This window comes from Sulfurihydrogenibium azorense Az-Fu1, assembly GCF_000021545.1.
In the GTDB taxonomy this organism is placed as follows: Bacteria; Aquificota; Aquificia; order Aquificales; family Hydrogenothermaceae; genus Sulfurihydrogenibium; species Sulfurihydrogenibium azorense.
On sequence record NC_012438.1, the window covers coordinates 495334 to 512126 of the forward strand.

19 protein-coding genes are annotated in these 16793 nt (G+C 33.0%); 3 read left to right on the top strand and 16 right to left on the bottom strand.

Annotated elements, in window-relative coordinates:
- Nucleotides 1-3 precede the first annotated feature (3 nt).
- Nucleotides 4-1722: an excinuclease ABC subunit UvrC gene (uvrC, locus tag SULAZ_RS02675; protein WP_012674437.1), complete on the top strand. Its 1719-nt coding sequence runs from the start codon at nucleotides 4-6 to the stop codon at nucleotides 1720-1722.
- Here the strand turns inward: uvrC and SULAZ_RS02680 are convergent.
- From SULAZ_RS02680 to SULAZ_RS02705, 6 genes are read right to left on the bottom strand one after another with little or no spacing between them, the layout of a single operon-like run.
- Nucleotides 1679-3403 carry a peptidoglycan D,D-transpeptidase FtsI family protein gene (locus SULAZ_RS02680; protein WP_012673629.1) on the bottom strand — a complete coding sequence of 575 codons (1725 nt, stop codon included), beginning with the start codon at nucleotides 3401-3403 and terminating at the stop codon, nucleotides 1679-1681. The two genes, uvrC and SULAZ_RS02680, sit on opposite strands and share 44 nt — an antisense overlap.
- Nucleotides 3396-3716: a cell division protein FtsL gene (ftsL, locus tag SULAZ_RS02685; RefSeq protein ID WP_012674539.1), complete on the bottom strand. Its 321-nt coding sequence runs from the start codon at nucleotides 3714-3716 to the stop codon at nucleotides 3396-3398. Before ftsL ends, SULAZ_RS02680 begins: the two co-directional genes overlap by 8 nt.
- A complete protein-coding gene (gene rsmH / locus SULAZ_RS02690) occupies nucleotides 3716-4597 on the bottom strand; it encodes a 16S rRNA (cytosine(1402)-N(4))-methyltransferase RsmH (RefSeq protein ID WP_012673761.1) in 882 nt (293 codons plus the stop codon). The genes ftsL and rsmH overlap by 1 nt, the downstream gene beginning before the upstream one ends.
- A complete protein-coding gene (locus SULAZ_RS02695) occupies nucleotides 4598-5362 on the bottom strand; it encodes an oxygen-binding di-iron domain-containing protein (protein WP_012674736.1) in 765 nt (254 codons plus the stop codon).
- Nucleotides 5346-5819 carry a hypothetical protein gene (locus SULAZ_RS02700; protein WP_012674836.1) on the bottom strand — a complete coding sequence of 158 codons (474 nt, stop codon included), beginning with the start codon at nucleotides 5817-5819 and terminating at the stop codon, nucleotides 5346-5348. Before SULAZ_RS02700 ends, SULAZ_RS02695 begins: the two co-directional genes overlap by 17 nt.
- Nucleotides 5812-7182, bottom strand: a complete 1371-nt coding sequence (locus SULAZ_RS02705; protein WP_012674495.1) for a peptidylprolyl isomerase — start codon at nucleotides 7180-7182, stop codon at nucleotides 5812-5814. The genes SULAZ_RS02700 and SULAZ_RS02705 overlap by 8 nt, the downstream gene beginning before the upstream one ends.
- 44 nt (nucleotides 7183-7226) lie before the next feature.
- Between SULAZ_RS02705 and SULAZ_RS02710 the strand changes: the two genes are divergently transcribed.
- Together SULAZ_RS02710 and queF are read left to right on the top strand one after the other, a co-directional pair.
- Entirely contained in the window at nucleotides 7227-8093 is an 867-nt protein-coding gene (locus tag SULAZ_RS02710) for a polyprenyl synthetase family protein (protein WP_012673445.1), read from the top strand.
- 13 nt (nucleotides 8094-8106) lie between these two features.
- Nucleotides 8107-8478 (top strand): preQ(1) synthase, encoded by a 372-nt coding sequence (gene queF / locus SULAZ_RS02715; RefSeq protein ID WP_012673459.1) that lies wholly within the window; start codon nucleotides 8107-8109, stop codon nucleotides 8476-8478.
- On the opposite strand, the gene SULAZ_RS02720 is transcribed toward queF, so the two are convergent.
- From SULAZ_RS02720 to rseP, 10 genes are read right to left on the bottom strand one after another with little or no spacing between them, the layout of a single operon-like run.
- The gene (locus tag SULAZ_RS02720; RefSeq protein WP_012674438.1) at nucleotides 8475-8918 is read right to left on the bottom strand and encodes a tetratricopeptide repeat protein; all 444 of its coding nucleotides are present in this window, start codon (nucleotides 8916-8918) and stop codon (nucleotides 8475-8477) included. The genes queF and SULAZ_RS02720 overlap by 4 nt on opposite strands.
- Nucleotides 8915-9403, bottom strand: a complete 489-nt coding sequence (locus tag SULAZ_RS02725; RefSeq protein ID WP_012674589.1) for a C39 family peptidase — start codon at nucleotides 9401-9403, stop codon at nucleotides 8915-8917. The genes SULAZ_RS02720 and SULAZ_RS02725 overlap by 4 nt, the downstream gene beginning before the upstream one ends.
- Nucleotides 9404-9436: 33 nt before the next feature.
- The gene (locus tag SULAZ_RS02730; protein ID WP_012674572.1) at nucleotides 9437-9835 is read right to left on the bottom strand and encodes a PA2779 family protein; all 399 of its coding nucleotides are present in this window, start codon (nucleotides 9833-9835) and stop codon (nucleotides 9437-9439) included.
- Between the two features lie 17 nt (nucleotides 9836-9852).
- Nucleotides 9853-11976, bottom strand: coding sequence for a polyribonucleotide nucleotidyltransferase (locus SULAZ_RS02735; protein WP_012674909.1), 2124 nt, complete (start codon nucleotides 11974-11976; stop codon nucleotides 9853-9855).
- 14 nt (nucleotides 11977-11990) lie between these two features.
- Nucleotides 11991-12278: a 30S ribosomal protein S15 gene (rpsO, locus tag SULAZ_RS02740; protein ID WP_012673882.1), complete on the bottom strand. Its 288-nt coding sequence runs from the start codon at nucleotides 12276-12278 to the stop codon at nucleotides 11991-11993.
- Between the two features lie 53 nt (nucleotides 12279-12331).
- On the bottom strand, nucleotides 12332-14071 hold the full coding sequence (locus SULAZ_RS02745; protein WP_012675060.1) for an ABC transporter substrate-binding protein: 1740 nt from the start codon (nucleotides 14069-14071) through the stop codon (nucleotides 12332-12334).
- Nucleotides 14055-14243, bottom strand: a complete 189-nt coding sequence (locus SULAZ_RS02750) for a Trm112 family protein (RefSeq protein ID WP_012673996.1) — start codon at nucleotides 14241-14243, stop codon at nucleotides 14055-14057. Before SULAZ_RS02750 ends, SULAZ_RS02745 begins: the two co-directional genes overlap by 17 nt.
- The gene (locus SULAZ_RS02755) at nucleotides 14240-14923 is read right to left on the bottom strand and encodes a YggS family pyridoxal phosphate-dependent enzyme (RefSeq protein ID WP_012674971.1); all 684 of its coding nucleotides are present in this window, start codon (nucleotides 14921-14923) and stop codon (nucleotides 14240-14242) included. The genes SULAZ_RS02750 and SULAZ_RS02755 overlap by 4 nt, the downstream gene beginning before the upstream one ends.
- A gap of 1 nt (nucleotide 14924) precedes the next feature.
- Nucleotides 14925-15404: a DsrE/DsrF/DrsH-like family protein gene (locus SULAZ_RS02760; protein WP_012673752.1), complete on the bottom strand. Its 480-nt coding sequence runs from the start codon at nucleotides 15402-15404 to the stop codon at nucleotides 14925-14927.
- A gap of 36 nt (nucleotides 15405-15440) precedes the next feature.
- Nucleotides 15441-16751 (bottom strand): RIP metalloprotease RseP, encoded by a 1311-nt coding sequence (gene rseP, locus SULAZ_RS02765; RefSeq protein ID WP_228357488.1) that lies wholly within the window; start codon nucleotides 16749-16751, stop codon nucleotides 15441-15443.
- Nucleotides 16752-16793 lie beyond the last annotated feature (42 nt).

Below are 16793 nucleotides of genomic sequence, written 5' to 3' on the forward strand. Positions count from 1 at the left end.
ATCATGAGTTATGAATGGGCTTTAGAGTTTATAGAAAACGCTCCCCAAGAGTCAGGAGTTTATCTTTTTAAAAATAAAAAGAAGCAGTATATCTACATAGGAAAAGCTGTAAACATAAAAAACCGCCTAAAAAACCATTACCAACAGATAAAAACAGATCCAAAAGAGAGAAAGATATTTGCAGAAAGCAGTCAGATAGAGTGGATAATAACAAAGTCAGATTACGAAGCTTTCGTCCTTGAAAATGAACTTATAAAACAGTACAAACCAAAGTACAACGTTAGACTAAAATCTGGAAGTAGCTATCCTATGGTAGTTATTACAGATGAAGAATACCCAACAGTCAAAATAAGTAGAAAGTATGGAGAGATTAAAGGAAGCTACTTTGGACCTTTTTTACCTGCAAAGACAGCAAGACATATGAAAGACCTTATTCATAAACTCTTTAAACTCAGAACCTGTGACCCTATGCCTATTAGGAATATAGTATGTTTTGATTATCATTTAGGTTTATGCTCAGGACCTTGTGCAAACAAAATATCTAAAAAAGATTACAACGAAGATGCGAAAATAGCAAAAACTTTTCTCTCAGGAAACGCTAAAGACGTACTTTACAACCTTTACGATAAAATAAATGAGTACACCCAAAAGTTAATGTTTGAGAAAGCTGCTGTCATAAGAGACCAGATAAAAGCCATAGAAACGGTCATAAGAAAGCAAGAAGTGTTAGGTATTCCTATTCAAGAAGCTGATGTATTTTACTTTATTGATAAAAGAGTATTTCTCATAGTTGTAAGGGGTCATACTATAATAGGTAAAGAGGAGCTAAGAATATCTAACCAAGATTTTGAAGAAGGAAGTGAAGTTTTTGTTTTAACTTCTTACTATGAAAACAACTATATCCCTGAAAAGATAATCTTAAATAAAAAGGTACAAGATATTGATAACTTGAAACAGTGGCTTTATCAAAGTAAAGGTAAGAAAGTTGAGATAGATTTTGCAATTCTACCCCAGATTAAAAATTTTATAGACCGGAATATAAATATAGCAGATTTAGAAACTTTAAAAGAAGTGTTTGAAAAAACTTTTAATTTCCCACTTCCAAGAAGGATAGAATGTTTTGATATATCACACCTACAGGGAGAGTTTACTGTTGGGTCTTGCGTTGTTTGGGAAGATGGTTATATGAACAAAAAAGAGTACAGAAGGTTTAAAGTAAAAACCGTTGATAAGGTTGATGATTATGCCTCTTTAAGAGAAGTCCTTACAAGAAGATTTAGAAAGTATTTAGAGATGGAAAATCCTCCCCAGCTGATTTTAATAGACGGTGGCAAAGGTCAACTCTCCCAAGGAATAGAAGTTAGGGAGAAGTTAGGTTTGAATATAAAGGTATTTTCTATAGCAAAAAAAGAAGAAATACTTTACACCGATGATGGGAAAGAGATAAAACTTTTTGATAGTTTACCACTTTTAAAACTTTTTACTCAACTTCGGGATGAAGCCCACAGGTTCGCAATTAGCTACAATAGAAAGTTAAGAGAAAAAGAAGGATTAAAAAGTATTTTAGATAACATAGAAGGGATAGGAGAAAAAAGAAAAGAAGTACTTTACAGAACTTACAAAACCCTTGACAACATCTTGAAAGCTCCTGATGAAGAGTTGAAAAAGTTGGGTATACCTACCTCCGTTGCCCAGAAGATAAAGGAGTATCTAAATTCTTAACTTTATCAGGTTTTTGTTTATAGTAAAACATAATCCTATCAACTAAGTTTTTTAAAACTGTTGCAGAAACTCCACCTCCACCTATATGTTCTCCCGTAAATTTGGGTTTTGGCTCGTTAGCAAATACTACAACTGTAAACATTGGCTTTTCTACAGGGAAAAAGCCAGCAAACCAAGTGTACCACTTTGTGTTAGATAGTGCCTTTATAGTAGGGTCGTACTTTTGAGCTGTACCAGTTTTTCCAGCGATTGTAAAAAAGTCTGATTTTCCAGATTTAGCCGTTCCATCTTCTACAACAAGTTTTAATATTGGTTTTATCTTTTCTATACTTTCATCACTTAAAACTTTCTTAACAACCTGTGGCTGAAAAACTTTAACGTAATTGCCCGAATCATCAGTTAAACCTTTTAAGAGCATTGGTTTTACTAAGTATCCACCGTTTGCAAAAGCTGAGTAAGCAACACCTACCTGTAAGACAGTTGCAGTCCAGTTCTGACCTATAGAGGCGTAGGCTATGTTAACTGGTCTGTAATCTTCCTTTAAAGACCCGCTTGCTTCCCCCGGGAATATACCAGTTTTCTGACCAAATCCTAAATCTCTTAGTTTTTTATAAACTGACTTTGGGTCTAACCTTAATGCTATCTTTATTGCTCCAACGTTAGAAGAGTGCTGAATTATCTGAGCAGGAGTTAAAAGACCAAATTTTTTATGGTCTCTTATCCTTATACCATCTACGTATATGGAACCATTTTGACAGTCTATTATCTCATTTAGATTAACCTTTTTCTCATCTATAGCCTCTGCTAAAAATATAGGTTTTGCAACAGAACCAACTTCATAAGCGTGCTGAAAAACGATATTTTTCCTGTACTTGAAAGCTTGATAGTTGTTAGGGTCATAGTTAGGGTAAGACGCAGCTGCTAGTATCTCACCTGTGTAAGGGTTCATTATCAAAACAGCAGCTTCTAACGGATTTCTTTCTTGGACTAACTCCATTAAAGAATCTTCTGCTATGTGCTGAACATTCATATCTATAGTCAAAACTGCATTGTAAGTTTTTTTCTGGATATCAGCTTTTTCAATTGCTATTAGATTCCCTTTTGCATCTTTTAAAAATCTAAGTTTAGCTTTTCCCCCACCTAAATAGTCGTTAAGTTGGTATTCCATACCTTCAAGTCCTAGTCCTGTTTTTTTACTGACAAAACCTATAACGTTTCCTGCAGTAAACCCAAAAGGATAAAATCTCATGCTATTGTCTAAAATTCCGATATTCCATTCCTTTAAATCAAACCTTAGTTTTTCTAACTGAGGTCTTAAGGATTTATCTACATTTGTAGCAATTATAGTGTAGTTTTTTCTCTCATATAGTACTTTTCTTAAATCTTCATATGGAATCTTTAAAAGAAGTGAGAGCTGTTTTGCTGTATTTTCTTTGTCTTTTATGTATTTTGGAATAACGTAAACTGAAAGTGTTGGAATACTTATTGCTGCAAATTTTCCATTTCTATCAAAGATAGTACCTCTTGGTAAAATTATCTCTTCTTCTTGATAGTACTGTTTTTCTATTCTTTTTTGAAACTCTTCTCTTTCAAAGACCTGTATCTGCAAAATTCTACCAAGTGCTATTAAAAATGAGAATGAGAGTATAAAGAGAACAAAGTAAGTCTTTTTTTCACTCATTTACATCTATGAATCTAACCTGGTTATAGTCTACCTTTTTCATACCACCTTCTTGTTTTGCTATCTTACTTATTCTTTCAGGTGAAGAAAGGACTGTTATCTGATTTTTTAGTTTAAAGTTTTCTGCAATAAGGTAGTTTTTTTCAGCGTTTAACTTAACTATCTCGTTGTCTATTTTATAATTTAACTGGCTGTATAAAACTAATGCTAAAAGAGAAGTCATTATAACTAAAAGGCTAAGTTTATGCCTTGAAAGTCCTATTTTTACATCGTTTAAAACTTCATTTTTATTTAAAATTAACTCCTTTATCATTACAACCTCCTTGCCACTCTCATCTTCGCACTTCTTGAAGCTGGATTTTCTCTAATTTCATCTTCCTTTGGCGTTATTGGTTTTTTCGTCAAAATATCTAAAAACTTTAATTCTTTGTACTTTTTAAATGTATTTTTAACTATTCGGTCTTCTAAAGAGTGGAAGGAGATAGTAATTATGATTCCTTCTTTTGATACTATATGAATTGCCTTTTCTAAAGCCTCCTCTATCTCTAATAACTCATTGTTTACTTCTATTCTTATGGCTTGAAAAGTTTTTGTTGCAGGATGAATTCTTGAATGTCTTAAATTAGGAGGATAAGACCTATATACAATGTCTGCAAGTTCTTTTGTTGTTTCTATCTTTTTTTTCTTTCTATACTCTACTATATTCTTAGCTATTCTTTTTGCAAACTTTTCTTCACCGTATTTGGATATTATGTTAAAAAGGCGAGATTCTGGATAATAGTTAACAACATAGTAAGCTGTCAGCTCAGAAGATGTATCCATTCTCATATCTAAAGGTTCTTCCCTTTGAAATGAAAAACCTCTTGGAAGTTTAAGCTGAAAGTGAGACACACCAAAGTCAAATAAAATACCTACAACAGGATTTACATCTAAATCTTTTACAATTTTGTCTATATCTTTAAAAGAAGACTTTACTAAACTAAACCTTCCCTCAAAATCTTTTAGTCTTTCTTTTGCAACTTCTAAAGCGTAATCATCTTTATCTACACCTATTATTTTTAATTTTGGATTTTGCTTTAAAATAAGGTAGGAATGCCCACCTCCTCCCACTGTTGCATCTATAAAGTAACCCTCTTTTAAATCTTTTGTAAATTCTAATACTTCTCTATGTAATACAGAGTAATGTTCTACCAATTACACTGTCAACCTTTTTGTAGGTATTTTGTAAACATCATCCATTATGTCAATGCCTGTCTCTAGTGTTTCAACCCAGTTTATAAATTTATTAACCATATCTTTACCTTTAAATATTGCTCCGTGTTGAGGAGCTATAATCTCTATATCTAACTGTCTTACCATTTTAGCCCAGTTTTTAAGTGCCCTTCCACTGTTTATATACCTTTTGTGAAAGCCTTCCATGTACTTTATGTGTTCTTCAAAGTTTTGGACGTACGTATAGTCTTGCCCTAAAGAAGCTCCAAGGTCTCCAGAGTAGAGTATCTTTGAAACTGGGTCGTAAACTTGAAAGTTTCCAGGGGAGTGAAGCCAGTGAGCAGGAAGTATATAAAGGTCTGTATTACCAAGTTTTATTATCGCACCTTCATCGTCAAGACCTATTATTCTATCTACAACCAACCTATCAACCCCAAAGTGAGGTATGAATCTAAGCCACAGTTTAGATACAAGAGCATAAGCCTTTGTTGTCATAAGCCATCCGTTTGCAGCTGCAACTATATCAGGGTCTTGGTGGGAGAAAAATATCCATTGAAGGTTATCGATACCTATAATAGTTCCTATTTCTTGAAGAAGGTGTTTGAATACTTTATGTCCTCCCGGGTCAAGTATCATACCTTTTCCACTGTCAACGATAAGATGGACGTTAGCCTGAACCATCTCGCCGTGCCCAAAGTCTTCCAAGAGAATGTTTTTATGTGTACCGTTGTCAAATAAAGTTTCCATCCACATCCTCCTTTCTTTTCATAAAGTTAATAACCCTTTCGTCAATTTTAAAAAGTTCATCAAATAAAAAATACTCTAATTTTGATTTTTTTCTATTTTTTTTATAAAGTAGCTCTGATACTTCTTGATACTCTTTTACATACTTGTAAAAAAAAGGTCTTCCTAAACTATCCCTAAATCCTGCTAAAATTATTCCTGTAAGTAAAAGGTCTATATCTATCGTTGGGTAGTTATCGTACACACACAAAGCCAAAGATCCGACGGAAGCTGTCCTTTCTAATATACCGTGTTGGTAGTTTCTTGCTTTTTTATCTTTTGCTTTTTCAAAAAGCTCCACCATGTCTTTATTCTCAAATATTTGATTTAAAATCTCTTTATACTTTGGCTTTTTGATATTGCTTTTTATCACTTCTATCTGGTGCCATAAAAAGTCCAAAGCGTACGGGCTTTTATTCACTTTCTAACAACCTCTTGTTTATCTTGATTTTTGCCTTCTTTTTCAGGTTGTCTACGTACATCTTATATATATCGTTAAATTTTTGAGCTTTAATCATAGGTACTATGGTCTTTTTCATCTCTTCCATCTTATCTTTATCTGGTTCAGTAAGTTGAGAAAGTTTAAATATTAAAACACCTTCTTCAGTATTTATCGGTTTAGATGTTTCTCCTACTTTTAGTCTGGTTATACTACTTAAACTGTCTGCTTTTACTCCATACTTAACTACAAACTCCTGTATAGTCATATCAGAAATTTGATTTTTTTCTACAGGATTGTTTGAAAGCAGAGCTGTTATATCTGTTGTTTTATGTAATTGATCCACTACTTTTTGATACTCTTGTCTTTTTAACTTCTCTGTAATTTCTGTTTTTATCTCTTCAAAAGGTTTTGATTGTGAGACATCACCTTTATAGATACCTATGTAATACCCATCGTTTGTTTTAGAAAAGGAGACTTTTTTGTCTTTTGAAAGGGATAACACATCCTGAGGTACGTTTTCTGGCTTTTTATCTTCGTAAACTTCACCGTCAAAGATTTTTTCTACTTCTTGTGGTATATTTGTTATATTCCCAGTTTTAGCTTTTGTAAATAAATCTTTTGCTATAATTTCTGCCTTTTCCTGTCCTAACTTGTTTATATCTATTTTATAAATCTCTACTTTCTTTCCCTCTTTTACTGTGTAATCACTTTTATGTTTTTCGTAGTAATCTTTTATCATCTGGTCTGTGATTGTAGGTTCTTTTGGCTTTATTAACGTTACCTCTCCTGATATTCTTGTAAGTTGTTTTTTTGTAAATGTTTCTACTTCTTCATCAGACACGTACAACGTTGATAGTAATATAGACCTTAGGTTGTTTACTGTGATCTGTTTTTGAAGTATTGATTCAAAACCTTCCGGTGTTAAACCTAAAGAGTTTATAATCTGAATGTAAGTGTTTTTATCAAACTTTCCGTTTACTTGGAAAGCTGGAATGTTTAGGAGTTCTTCTTTAACTTGCTCTTTTGTTGCTACTATACCTTCTTTCTCAGCTTCTTGATATAGAAGCTCGTTTTCTATAAGGGTTTCTATAGCTTGTTTTGCTATCTCTTTTTTAAAGGGAGTAATATCTATATCTTGATTTTGTAAATTCCTTCCAATCATCTCATAAGTATAGTTAAACTCGTACATAGGTATCTCTCTACCGTTTACCTCTGCAGCTCCGTATATCTCTCCACTTAGTTTGTATATTATAACTGCAACTATTGAAGTAGCCACAAAAGCAAAAGCTGTTATGTATAAAACAATATTTTTCCACTTTGAGCCTGCAATTTTAGTAAACAAGCTTTACTCCTTAAAATTTTTAAAGAATATTATATAATATTTACATGACTGATATTAAAATCTACCTAAAACAAAAAGCTGAGCTTATAAACACGTATCTAAAAAACCTTATCCCAAAAGGAACACCTAAAGAACTTTTTGATGCTATGGAATATTCTCTAACAGTAGGTGGTAAAAGGATAAGACCTATTTTGATTATAGAGTCTTCCAAAGCAGTAAATCCAGATGTTGATATTGAAGATTTTATAGATGTTGCTTTAAGTGTTGAGTTTATACATACCTACTCTCTTATCCACGATGACCTACCTGCTATGGATGATGATGACCTAAGAAGAGGTAAACCTACCTGTCATAAAGTTTTTGGGGAAGCTATAGCAATCTTAGCTGGGGATGGACTTCTTACCTACGCTTTTGAACTAATAAGTGGTAATCAAAAGATAACTCCTGATAAACTGCTGAAAGTTATAAACGTAATATCAAACAGTGTTGGTGTTTACGGGATGGTTGGTGGTCAGGCAGGAGATATTTTAGAAAATTTTAAAGATATAGACTTTATCCACACTCATAAAACAGCAAAGTTTATATCTGGATGCTGTCAGGTAGGTGGTATTTTAGCTGGAGCTTCAAAGAAAGAAATTGAAAATTTAAAAAATTACGGACTTTATATAGGAATTGCTTTTCAAATATGGGATGATATACTTGATGAGATAGGAGATGAAGAAAAAGTTGGAAAAAAACTTCACAAAGACAAAGAAAAAAACAAGATAACTTATCCTTCTGTTTATGGACTTGATAATTCAATAAAAATGGCTAAAGATTACGTTGAAAAGGCAAAACAAGAAGTTAAATATTTAAAAAATCCTGATATACTAATATCCATAGCAGATTACATAGTAAGCAGAGAACTTTAAAAAGAGGTGGTGCATGAAATACGGAGAAAAAGAGATATTAGAATCTAAATTAGAGCCTTGGCCAAATCCTTATCCTGATAGGAATTATACTATAGAGATAACCTTTCCAGAGTTTTCATGTCTTTGCCCAAGGTCAGGCTATCCTGATTACGCTACTATAAAAATAACTTACATACCAGACCAGTATATAGTAGAACTAAAATCATTAAAGCTTTACTTAAATAAGTATAGGAATCAGTATATATCCCACGAAGAAGCTACGAACAAGATATACGAAGATTTATACAATCTTTTAAAGCCAAGGAAGTTGCAAGTTATAGGAGATTGGAATCCAAGGGGTAATGTAAAAACGATTATAAAAGTAAGTAGTGAAGATAATCCTTAACGGTTATTTAGTTTCTCTAATATTTTTCTATAGGTGTCTTCATAGTTAGGGTCTTTTTTAATGGAAAAAGCTTCTTCTATGTACTTTTTAGCTTCTTCGTACCTACCAAGTTCGTATAAAACATAGGCTAAGTTGTTTAACGTGTCTGGGTTTCTTTCCTTCTCTAAAGATTTTAAATAGTATTCTACTGCTTTTTCTTTTTGACCCATTTTATAGTATAGATTCCCAAGATTAAAGTAAGGTAAGTACCAGTTTTTATCTTTGCTTATAGCTTTTTTATACTCTTTTTCTGCTAAATCAAATTTTCCTTTTTTTTCATAGATAACTCCTAAATCGTTATGCTCAGAGGCTGATAACGGGTCATCATATACAACAATTTTAGGAATAGAACAAGATAATATAAAAAAGCCTAATAAAATTGCAATAAAACTCTTTCTCATTTGTAAATCACCAAAATAGTTTTTCCAAGTTTATTCCATTTTTTTTCAAAATCTTCGTAAGGAATAAAAACTTTTTCTTCATACCCAGAATGTACAAAAAATCCTTTATCGTTGTATCCAACAATTACAACGTAATGAGGTTGAGAGATAATCCAAAAACCTAAATCTATCAACGCAATTACGGGTTTTTTTTCGTCTATAAATACTTTTATTTCATCAATATTAGATTTTTTTAAAACTGTTTTAAAACCTTTAGATTTAGCAAAGTCTTCTAAATCTGTTATTAAGGCACCTTTTAACTTTGGATTGTAAACTTCTTTTCCAATATCTTCTTGAGGTATATCTATTCCATAAAATTTAAACACAGAAGATAGAGAAGCTGGGCCACAAAATTCATCTTTTTGTTTTACAAAAGGAACGTCTAAAAGGACTTGACCATAAGATACATTAAATAAAAATAAAATAACAAAAAAAATTTTTTTCATAATTTTTAAAGGGAGGCAAACCTCCCTACTATGTTATCTAATTATTATTTCTTTGTTTAAAAGTTTAAGAATTACTATGATAAGTAAAACTATTATAAGAACACCTATAACTGCACCGATTGCATCACCACCTGCTAAAACTTTATCTGAAGCTTGTGCTAACATATGTATCTGCTGATCGCTCATTTTATCTAACTTTTGCTTTACTTCTTCATCTGTTAAACCGTAAGCTTTTAACTTTTCTTTAACAAGCTGATTTTCTAAAGCTCTTTGAATTTTATCTATATCAGCTTCCCTTTGATTTTGAGTAATAGTATTATTCTGAGACATAACTGAATCTACCATTGCAGCAGGAGCAGGAGCTATTGATAACAAAGTCATATAACCTGCCATTGTAAAAGCTATGCTTGCTTTCTTAAACTTGTTTATCATCCTAACACCCTCTAAATTTACTCTTCCTTAAAAAGGAATTTATTTTTAGGTTCGACATTTTCAGGTACATCCTTTAATGAAACTTTAATTCTTCCTTGATCGTCTATTTCAGACACTTTAACTTTTAGTACATCACCGACTTTTATCTTTTCTTTTGCAGACTTTAATCTCTCACCAGTTATCTGGGATACATGTAGTAAAGATAATCTTCCCGGTAGTAGCTCAACAAAAGCTCCATAGTCCTCTACCCTTGTAACTTTCCCCATGTAAACTTCGCCTACTTCTACGTCTAAAATAAGTTCGTTTATCATGCTTACAGCTTTCTCTGCTGCTTCTTTAGAAGTTGCGTATATTTTGACTAATCCTTCTGGATCTAAATCAATTTTAACTTTAGTTTCTTCTATAATTTTCTTAATGTTTTTACCGGCTGGACCTATTATGATAGGTATTTTATCAGGTAAAACTCTTAAAGTAGTAACAGTAGGTGCATAAGGAGATACTTCTTTCCTTGGCTCTGGTATAGCTTGGTACATAAGGTCTAGTATGTAATTTCTGCCATCTCTTGCTTGCTGTAAAGCTTTTTCAAGGATTTCCTTGGTTAGACCTTTGACTTTTATGTCCATCTGGATAGATGTAACACCGTCTCTTGTCCCTGCAACTTTAAAGTCCATATCTCCAAGGTGGTCTTCATCTCCAAGTATGTCAGAAAGTATTACAAATTTGTCTTCAGCTTTAATTAATCCCATTGCTATACCAGCAACATGTTTCTTCATAGGAACTCCAGCATCAAATAAAGCTAAAGATCCACCACAAACAGTTGCCATAGATGTAGATCCGTTAGATTCTAATATATCTGATACAACCCTTATTGCGTATGGGAACTCTTCTTCTGGTGGTATAAGGGGTTCTAAAGCCCTTTCTGCTAAATTTCCGTGTCCTATCTCTCTTCTTGAAGTTGCCCTTGGAGGTTTAGCTTCACCTGTAGAGAAAGGAGGGAAGTTATAGTGAAGCATAAACCTCTTCATCACTTCTCCAGCCTCAATACTTTCCTCTATCTGACCTTCAGAAAGAGAACCTAAAGTTACTGTAACAAAAGCTTGAGTTTGCCCTCTGGTAAATATTGCAGATCCGTGGTTTCGTGGAAATACTCCGACTTTAATCCATATAGGTCTTATTTCTTCTGGCTTTCTTCCATCTATTCTTATACCTTCATTTAATATGTTATCTCTCATTACATTACTTACTATATCTTTGTAAATAAAGGATGCTTTTTTTATTTTCTCTTCTGGTATTTCAAGGGTTTTAAAGGCTTCTTCAAATATAGCGTTTATAGTTTTGTTTCTTTGCTTTTTGTCTGTGATTTTAAAAGCTTCTTTGATTTTTTCGTATGAAAATTCTTTTAACTTATCTTTTAAAATTATTTCTTCTTCATCTATAGCAACTTGTATTTTTTCTTTACCACACTTTAATCTTAATTCTTCTTGAAGCTCTATTAACTTTTTTATTTCTTGATGGCCAAACATCATAGCTTCAAGAATATCTTCTTCAGGAACTTCTTTAGCTCCACCTTCTACCATAACTATTGCATCTTTTGAACCAGCAACAACTATCTCAATATCTGCTTGAGCTTTTTGTTGGTAAGTTGGGTTTACTATAAACTCTCCGTTTACTCTACAAACTCTAACACCTGCAATAGGGCCTTCAAAAGGTATATCTGATATATGTAAAGCTGCAGAAGCTCCTACTATTCCTAAAACATCTGGATCGTATTTATCATCTGCTGATAGTGTGTAAGCGGTGATAACTATATCATTGTAAAAACCTTTTGGAAATAAAGGTCTGATAGGTCTGTCTATGTTCCTTGCTACCAAAATCTCTCTGTCTGTAGGTTTTCCTTCTCTTTTTACAAAACCGCCGGGGATTTTACCGTAAGCGTAGTATTTCTCTCTATACTCAACAGTCAATGGAAGAAAATCTATATCAGCTTGCGGTTCTTCAGACATTACTGCAGCCACTAAAACAGCAGTATCCCCCTGTCTTACTATCACAGCCCCGTTAGCTTGTTTTGCAAAGTATCCTGTTTCAATTATAAAAGGAGCTCCATTAACCTCTGTTTGGACTTTAATTTCTTCTATCTCCATTACAGCTCCCTACATTATTGATTTGTTCCAGCAGATTCTCTTATACCTAACTCCTCTATTATTTTTCTGTATCTTTGTTCATCTGTTCTTTTTAAATAGTTTAAGAGTTTTTTTCTTTTGTTAACCATCCCGATAAGACCTCTTCTTGAGTGAAGGTCTTTTTTGTTTGCTTTAATGTGTTCTGTAAGGTTTCTTATTCTCTCTGTAAGTATTGCAATTTGAACTTCCGGTGAACCCGTATCGTTTTCGTGTAAAGCAAACTTTTTAATTAACTCTTGCTTTTTCTCAGCTGTAATTGACATCTATACCTCCTAATAAAAGTGTTTGAAATTTTCAATATAATATTATAACATAATCACTTATCAATAAATACGTAATCTCCTTTGTACCATCCCCATACAGTTGGGAAGACGTTTTTTAGTTTATTTTTTACGGCTACCATCTCTTCCGGAGCTGCTATGAATATCATAGGTTGTTTTTCTCCAATTATTTTAAATGCCTGTTTGTAAAGGTTATCTCTTTTTACAGGGTCAAGTTCTATAGATGCTTCTTTAAAGAGTTGGTCTATCTTTGCTTCCCAGTCTGTGGCTGGTGTTTTTTGCTTTGGGTTCCACATATGCATATGTCCAGAAGATAGCCACACACTCTGTCCAAAGTATGGGTCTATACTTCCTGTAAGACCTATTATTACAGCTTCAAAGTCGTAGTTTGCCATCAGTTTTGATACCAAGTTGTTAAAGTCAAGTCCTTGAAAATTTACTTCTACTCCTATTTTTTTTAAATCTTCTTTTACAATGTTTCCTATAGATTCTCTCTCTTTATTTCCTGCGTTTGTTATCAGTGTAAAGCTAAGTTTGTGCCCTTCTTTGTCGTATAAAAAGCCGTCTTTACCTTCTGTGAACCCTATAGATAAAAGTATCTCTTTTGCTTTTTTTAAGTTGTAAGGATACTTTGGATAGTAGCTTTCATCAAACAACCTTTTTTGAGCTGGTGTTACAGCTGTGTATATAGGGTAAGCAAGTCCATTGTACACCATATTTACAATACCTACCCTGTCTATAGCGTAAGAGATAGCTTGACGGAATTTTTCGTTTTGAAACCATTTAAGTTTATACTTAGGTATTGGTGCCTTTGGATTTTGGTTAAACACTATAAATGTTATAGCTGGCGTTGGACCTAAGTTGTAAATAGTAAAATCTCCTTTTTTGTAGTTTTCTGCTAACTTTGGTAAATCGGAAGGTCTAACACCGTATATATCACTTTCTCCTGATAAAAATTTAACTAAAGAAACGTCTGGGTCTTTTATTATCTGGGATTGTATTGAGACTATGTAAGGTAATTGCTGTCCCAATTTATCTTTTTCCCAGTAGTAGGGATTTCTTTCATAGATTACATACTGACCTTGAACATACTTTACTAATTTATAAGGACCTGTCCCCACTATCTCTTTAGGGTCTGTGTTTACTGTCCATGTTGAGGGAAATTTTCCTTCTTTTACTGATTTTTCAAGAATGTGTTTTGGAAGTATTGGTTGACCTACAGCGTTTAAAAATACAGCAAAAGGTTTAGACAATGTAAACTCTACTGTTTTGTCATCTATTTTTCTTACTTTAAAAGGTTTTCCTTCTACTGTTAAAACGTCCCTTGAAGAAGTTGGTATTGAGTCGTTATAGTATATCTGGTTATATGTAAATACCACATCATCAGCTGTAACTGGTTTTCCGTCAAACCATTTTACATCTCTTAGATAAAATCTCCAAACAGTCCCAGTATTATCAACTTCCCATCTCTCTGCTAAATCTCCTTCTGGAAGTAGTGTTTTTTCGTTTACTTTTGTAAGTCCGTTAAACAAAGGTCCTATAACTGCTGTAGAGCTTGTTTCTTGAGCCATTACAGGGTTTAGTGTTTTAGGGTCAGATGATAAAGTCCTCTTTAAGACTCCTCCTTCTTTTCCTACGACGGGTTCTAAGTTTGTTATATCTAACTTCTTTATTTCAATTGAATTTGATGGCTTTGAAGATATTAGGTAAAATGGTAAGAATCCTATAAGGATAACAAAAAAAGCTAAAAGTAGATATTTAACCTCTTTTAACATCTTCTTCCTTTAAAGCTTCATCTTCAAGTAAGATTGGTATGTCTTCTTTTATCGGGTAGTAAAGATTACATTTTAAACATTTAAGGTACTGGTTTTCTTTTATTTCTATAAACTCTAAATCAGACTTACAAACGGGGCAAGCAAGTATAGTTAAAAGGTCTTTGTTTATCATATCCTTTCTCCAAAAAGTGCAGTTCCTATTCTAACTATTGTAGCACCTTCTTCTATTGCAACTTCAAAGTCGTGGGACATTCCCATAGAAAGATGTGGAAGTTTTACATTAAAATCCTTTTCTAAATCTTCTTTTAACTGTCTTAACTTTCTAAAAAATGGTCTTACATCTTCTGGATTTTCAAAGTAAGGTGGTATTGCCATAAGGCCAAGTATTTTTATATGTTCTTTTGTTAGAATGTACTCAAAAAGCTTTTTTAAATTTTCTTCTTTTACTCCGTATTTAGACTCTTCTCCAAAGTTTACTTCTATAAGTCCTTCTTGGATTTTGTTCATTTTTGAAGCTCTTTTTTCTATCTCGTCAACAAGTTCTTCTCTGTCTATTGAGTGAATCATTTCAAAGTATTTAACTGCATATTTTACTTTGTTGGTTTGAAGTCCTCCAATGAGATGCCAGTGGATATCTTTATAATCTTTTAAAGCTTCTATTTTTTCTATTCCTTCTTGAACTCTGTTTTCTCCAAAGTATCTTATACCACAATAGTAAGCCTGTAGTATCTTTTCTACAGGCTGGGTTTTAGAAGCTGCAAGAAGTACAACTTCTTCTCTTTTTCTACCACTTCTTTGGCAAGCTTTAAGTATTCTCTCTTCTATCTTTTGGCAATTTTCTTTTACACTCATATTAAAAGTTTAACACAATTGACTTTTCTCCTGCATTAACAAAACTCAAAAATGTGGCAGCTCCAGCTGGTTTTTCCACTCCTTCAATTAAATCGTCAGTAGTATAACCAAATAAAGTCATAGCAGTTTGGCAAGGGTATAGTTTTATCTCTAAATCTTTTGCTTGCCTAATAAGGTCAGGCAGTGATGGGACTTTGTGTTTTTCCATCATTGATTTCATCATAGAGGTTGCAAAGTCCATCATACCCGGCATTATAGTAAGTATTTGAGGTACAGGTACAGGCATCGGCATAGCTGGGTTTCCTATAGGTGATACTTTTAGGTTTTTGTGTTTTTCCTTGTGGATGGCGTTTAAACCGTAGAAGCTGAAAAACATTCCAACTTCCATTCCCATTGCCGCAGCTGTAGTTCCTATGATGAACGCAGGCATTACCTTATCTAATGTTCCACTTAAAACGATAATTCCTACCCTTGTAGCCATTTTTCTACTCCATATATAAAAATATATTTAATATAATTATTGTATGACTCTTAATATATCATTAAAAATGACGTATATCATTAAAGTTCCAAGGAGTGCAAATCCAAAGTAGGCTAAATACTCTTTGGCTTTATCTGGTAAAGGTCTTCTTATTATTGTTTCTATAAGTAAAATAAGTATTAACCCTCCATCTAAAACAGGTATTGGTAAAAGGTTTAAGTATCCAAGTTGTAAAGATATAAAAGCCATAGCAAACAAGAATGTACTTACCCCTGTCTCTAAAGCTTCTCCTGAAAACTTAGCTATAGATATAGGACCTCCAAGGGTTTTAAAAGATACCTCTCCCGTTATAAGTCCAGCAACTACGTTATATATTGCAACTGTCAAATCCTTAGTCTTTTCTAAAGCCTTTCCTACAGCTTCTATAGGAGAGTACTGTATAGTTACAGTTTCAAACTTTGGTGCTATTCCGATAGTGTATTTTTTAAGTTCTTCGTTGTATTGAGGTTCTAACATAATACTAAATATCTTGTTATCTCTTTTAACAAGTAAATTTACACTCTGTTTTTCTTTTAAAGATGCCATAAAGTCTGCAAACTCAAACCACGTATTTATAGGTCTTCCGTTAACCCCAACTATAATATCTCCTTCCTTTAGTCCTGCTTTTGCAGCTGGAGAGTTTTCTAACACTTTACCTACTTTGGCAGGTAAAACAGGAGAGATACCAAAGGATTGTTTTGTCATATCCTCTGGAAGTATGACTGAGATTTTTTGAATGCTTCCGTTCCTGAGAATCTCTATCTCAACGTTTTTCCCAGCTTTCATACCTATCTCTATTGTAAATTCTTTCCAGTTTTTTACTTCTTTTCCGTTTACTTTAACGATTTTATCAAAGGGTTGTATTCCTACTTTTTCAGCAATAGAGTTTTTCTCTACATAACCTACAACAACAGGCTGAGAAAGGTAAGCAGGTTCTTTTACTCCCATTATGTAAACAGCTATAAATAATATTATGGCAAGTACAATGTTAAACAGAGGTCCTGCAAAGGCAATTAACATTTTTTGCCAGTTTGGTTTGGAGTGAAAAGACCTTGGGTCAGAGAAGGCGGATTTATCTATATTTCCTTGGATAGGTTCTGTCATTGAGTCTTCACCGTACATTTTTACATATCCACCTAGGGGAATAAGAGCAATTTGGTACTCAGTTTCTTTACCTTTCCATTTAAAGATAGGTGGACCAAAACCTATTGAGAAAGACTCTACTTTAACACCAAACAACCTTGCAAATAAAAAGTGTCCAAGCTCATGAATCGTTATCAAAACACCTAACATAATTAAAAATGCCACTAAAGTCAACTTTTCAAACCTCCTAAAATATTAAAAAATAAA

Excerpts from the sequence above, each read along its gene's own strand:
- uvrC (WP_012674437.1), top strand. The coding sequence starts at position 4 with ATGAGTTATGAATGGGCTTTAGAGTTTATAGAAAACGCTCCCCAAGAG.
- SULAZ_RS02680 (WP_012673629.1), bottom strand. The coding sequence starts at position 3,403 with ATGAGTGAAAAAAAGACTTACTTTGTTCTCTTTATACTCTCATTCTCA.
- ftsL (WP_012674539.1), bottom strand. The coding sequence starts at position 3,716 with ATGATAAAGGAGTTAATTTTAAATAAAAATGAAGTTTTAAACGATGTA.
- SULAZ_RS02695 (WP_012674736.1), bottom strand. The coding sequence starts at position 5,362 with ATGGAAACTTTATTTGACAACGGTACACATAAAAACATTCTCTTGGAA.
- SULAZ_RS02710 (WP_012673445.1), top strand. The coding sequence starts at position 7,227 with ATGACTGATATTAAAATCTACCTAAAACAAAAAGCTGAGCTTATAAAC.
- queF (WP_012673459.1), top strand. The coding sequence starts at position 8,107 with ATGAAATACGGAGAAAAAGAGATATTAGAATCTAAATTAGAGCCTTGG.
- SULAZ_RS02720 (WP_012674438.1), bottom strand. The coding sequence starts at position 8,918 with ATGAGAAAGAGTTTTATTGCAATTTTATTAGGCTTTTTTATATTATCT.
- SULAZ_RS02725 (WP_012674589.1), bottom strand. The coding sequence starts at position 9,403 with ATGAAAAAAATTTTTTTTGTTATTTTATTTTTATTTAATGTATCTTAT.
- SULAZ_RS02730 (WP_012674572.1), bottom strand. The coding sequence starts at position 9,835 with ATGATAAACAAGTTTAAGAAAGCAAGCATAGCTTTTACAATGGCAGGT.
- SULAZ_RS02735 (WP_012674909.1), bottom strand. The coding sequence starts at position 11,976 with ATGGAGATAGAAGAAATTAAAGTCCAAACAGAGGTTAATGGAGCTCCT.
- rpsO (WP_012673882.1), bottom strand. The coding sequence starts at position 12,278 with ATGTCAATTACAGCTGAGAAAAAGCAAGAGTTAATTAAAAAGTTTGCT.
- SULAZ_RS02745 (WP_012675060.1), bottom strand. The coding sequence starts at position 14,071 with ATGTTAAAAGAGGTTAAATATCTACTTTTAGCTTTTTTTGTTATCCTT.
- SULAZ_RS02750 (WP_012673996.1), bottom strand. The coding sequence starts at position 14,243 with ATGATAAACAAAGACCTTTTAACTATACTTGCTTGCCCCGTTTGTAAG.
- SULAZ_RS02755 (WP_012674971.1), bottom strand. The coding sequence starts at position 14,923 with ATGAGTGTAAAAGAAAATTGCCAAAAGATAGAAGAGAGAATACTTAAA.
- SULAZ_RS02760 (WP_012673752.1), bottom strand. The coding sequence starts at position 15,404 with ATGGCTACAAGGGTAGGAATTATCGTTTTAAGTGGAACATTAGATAAG.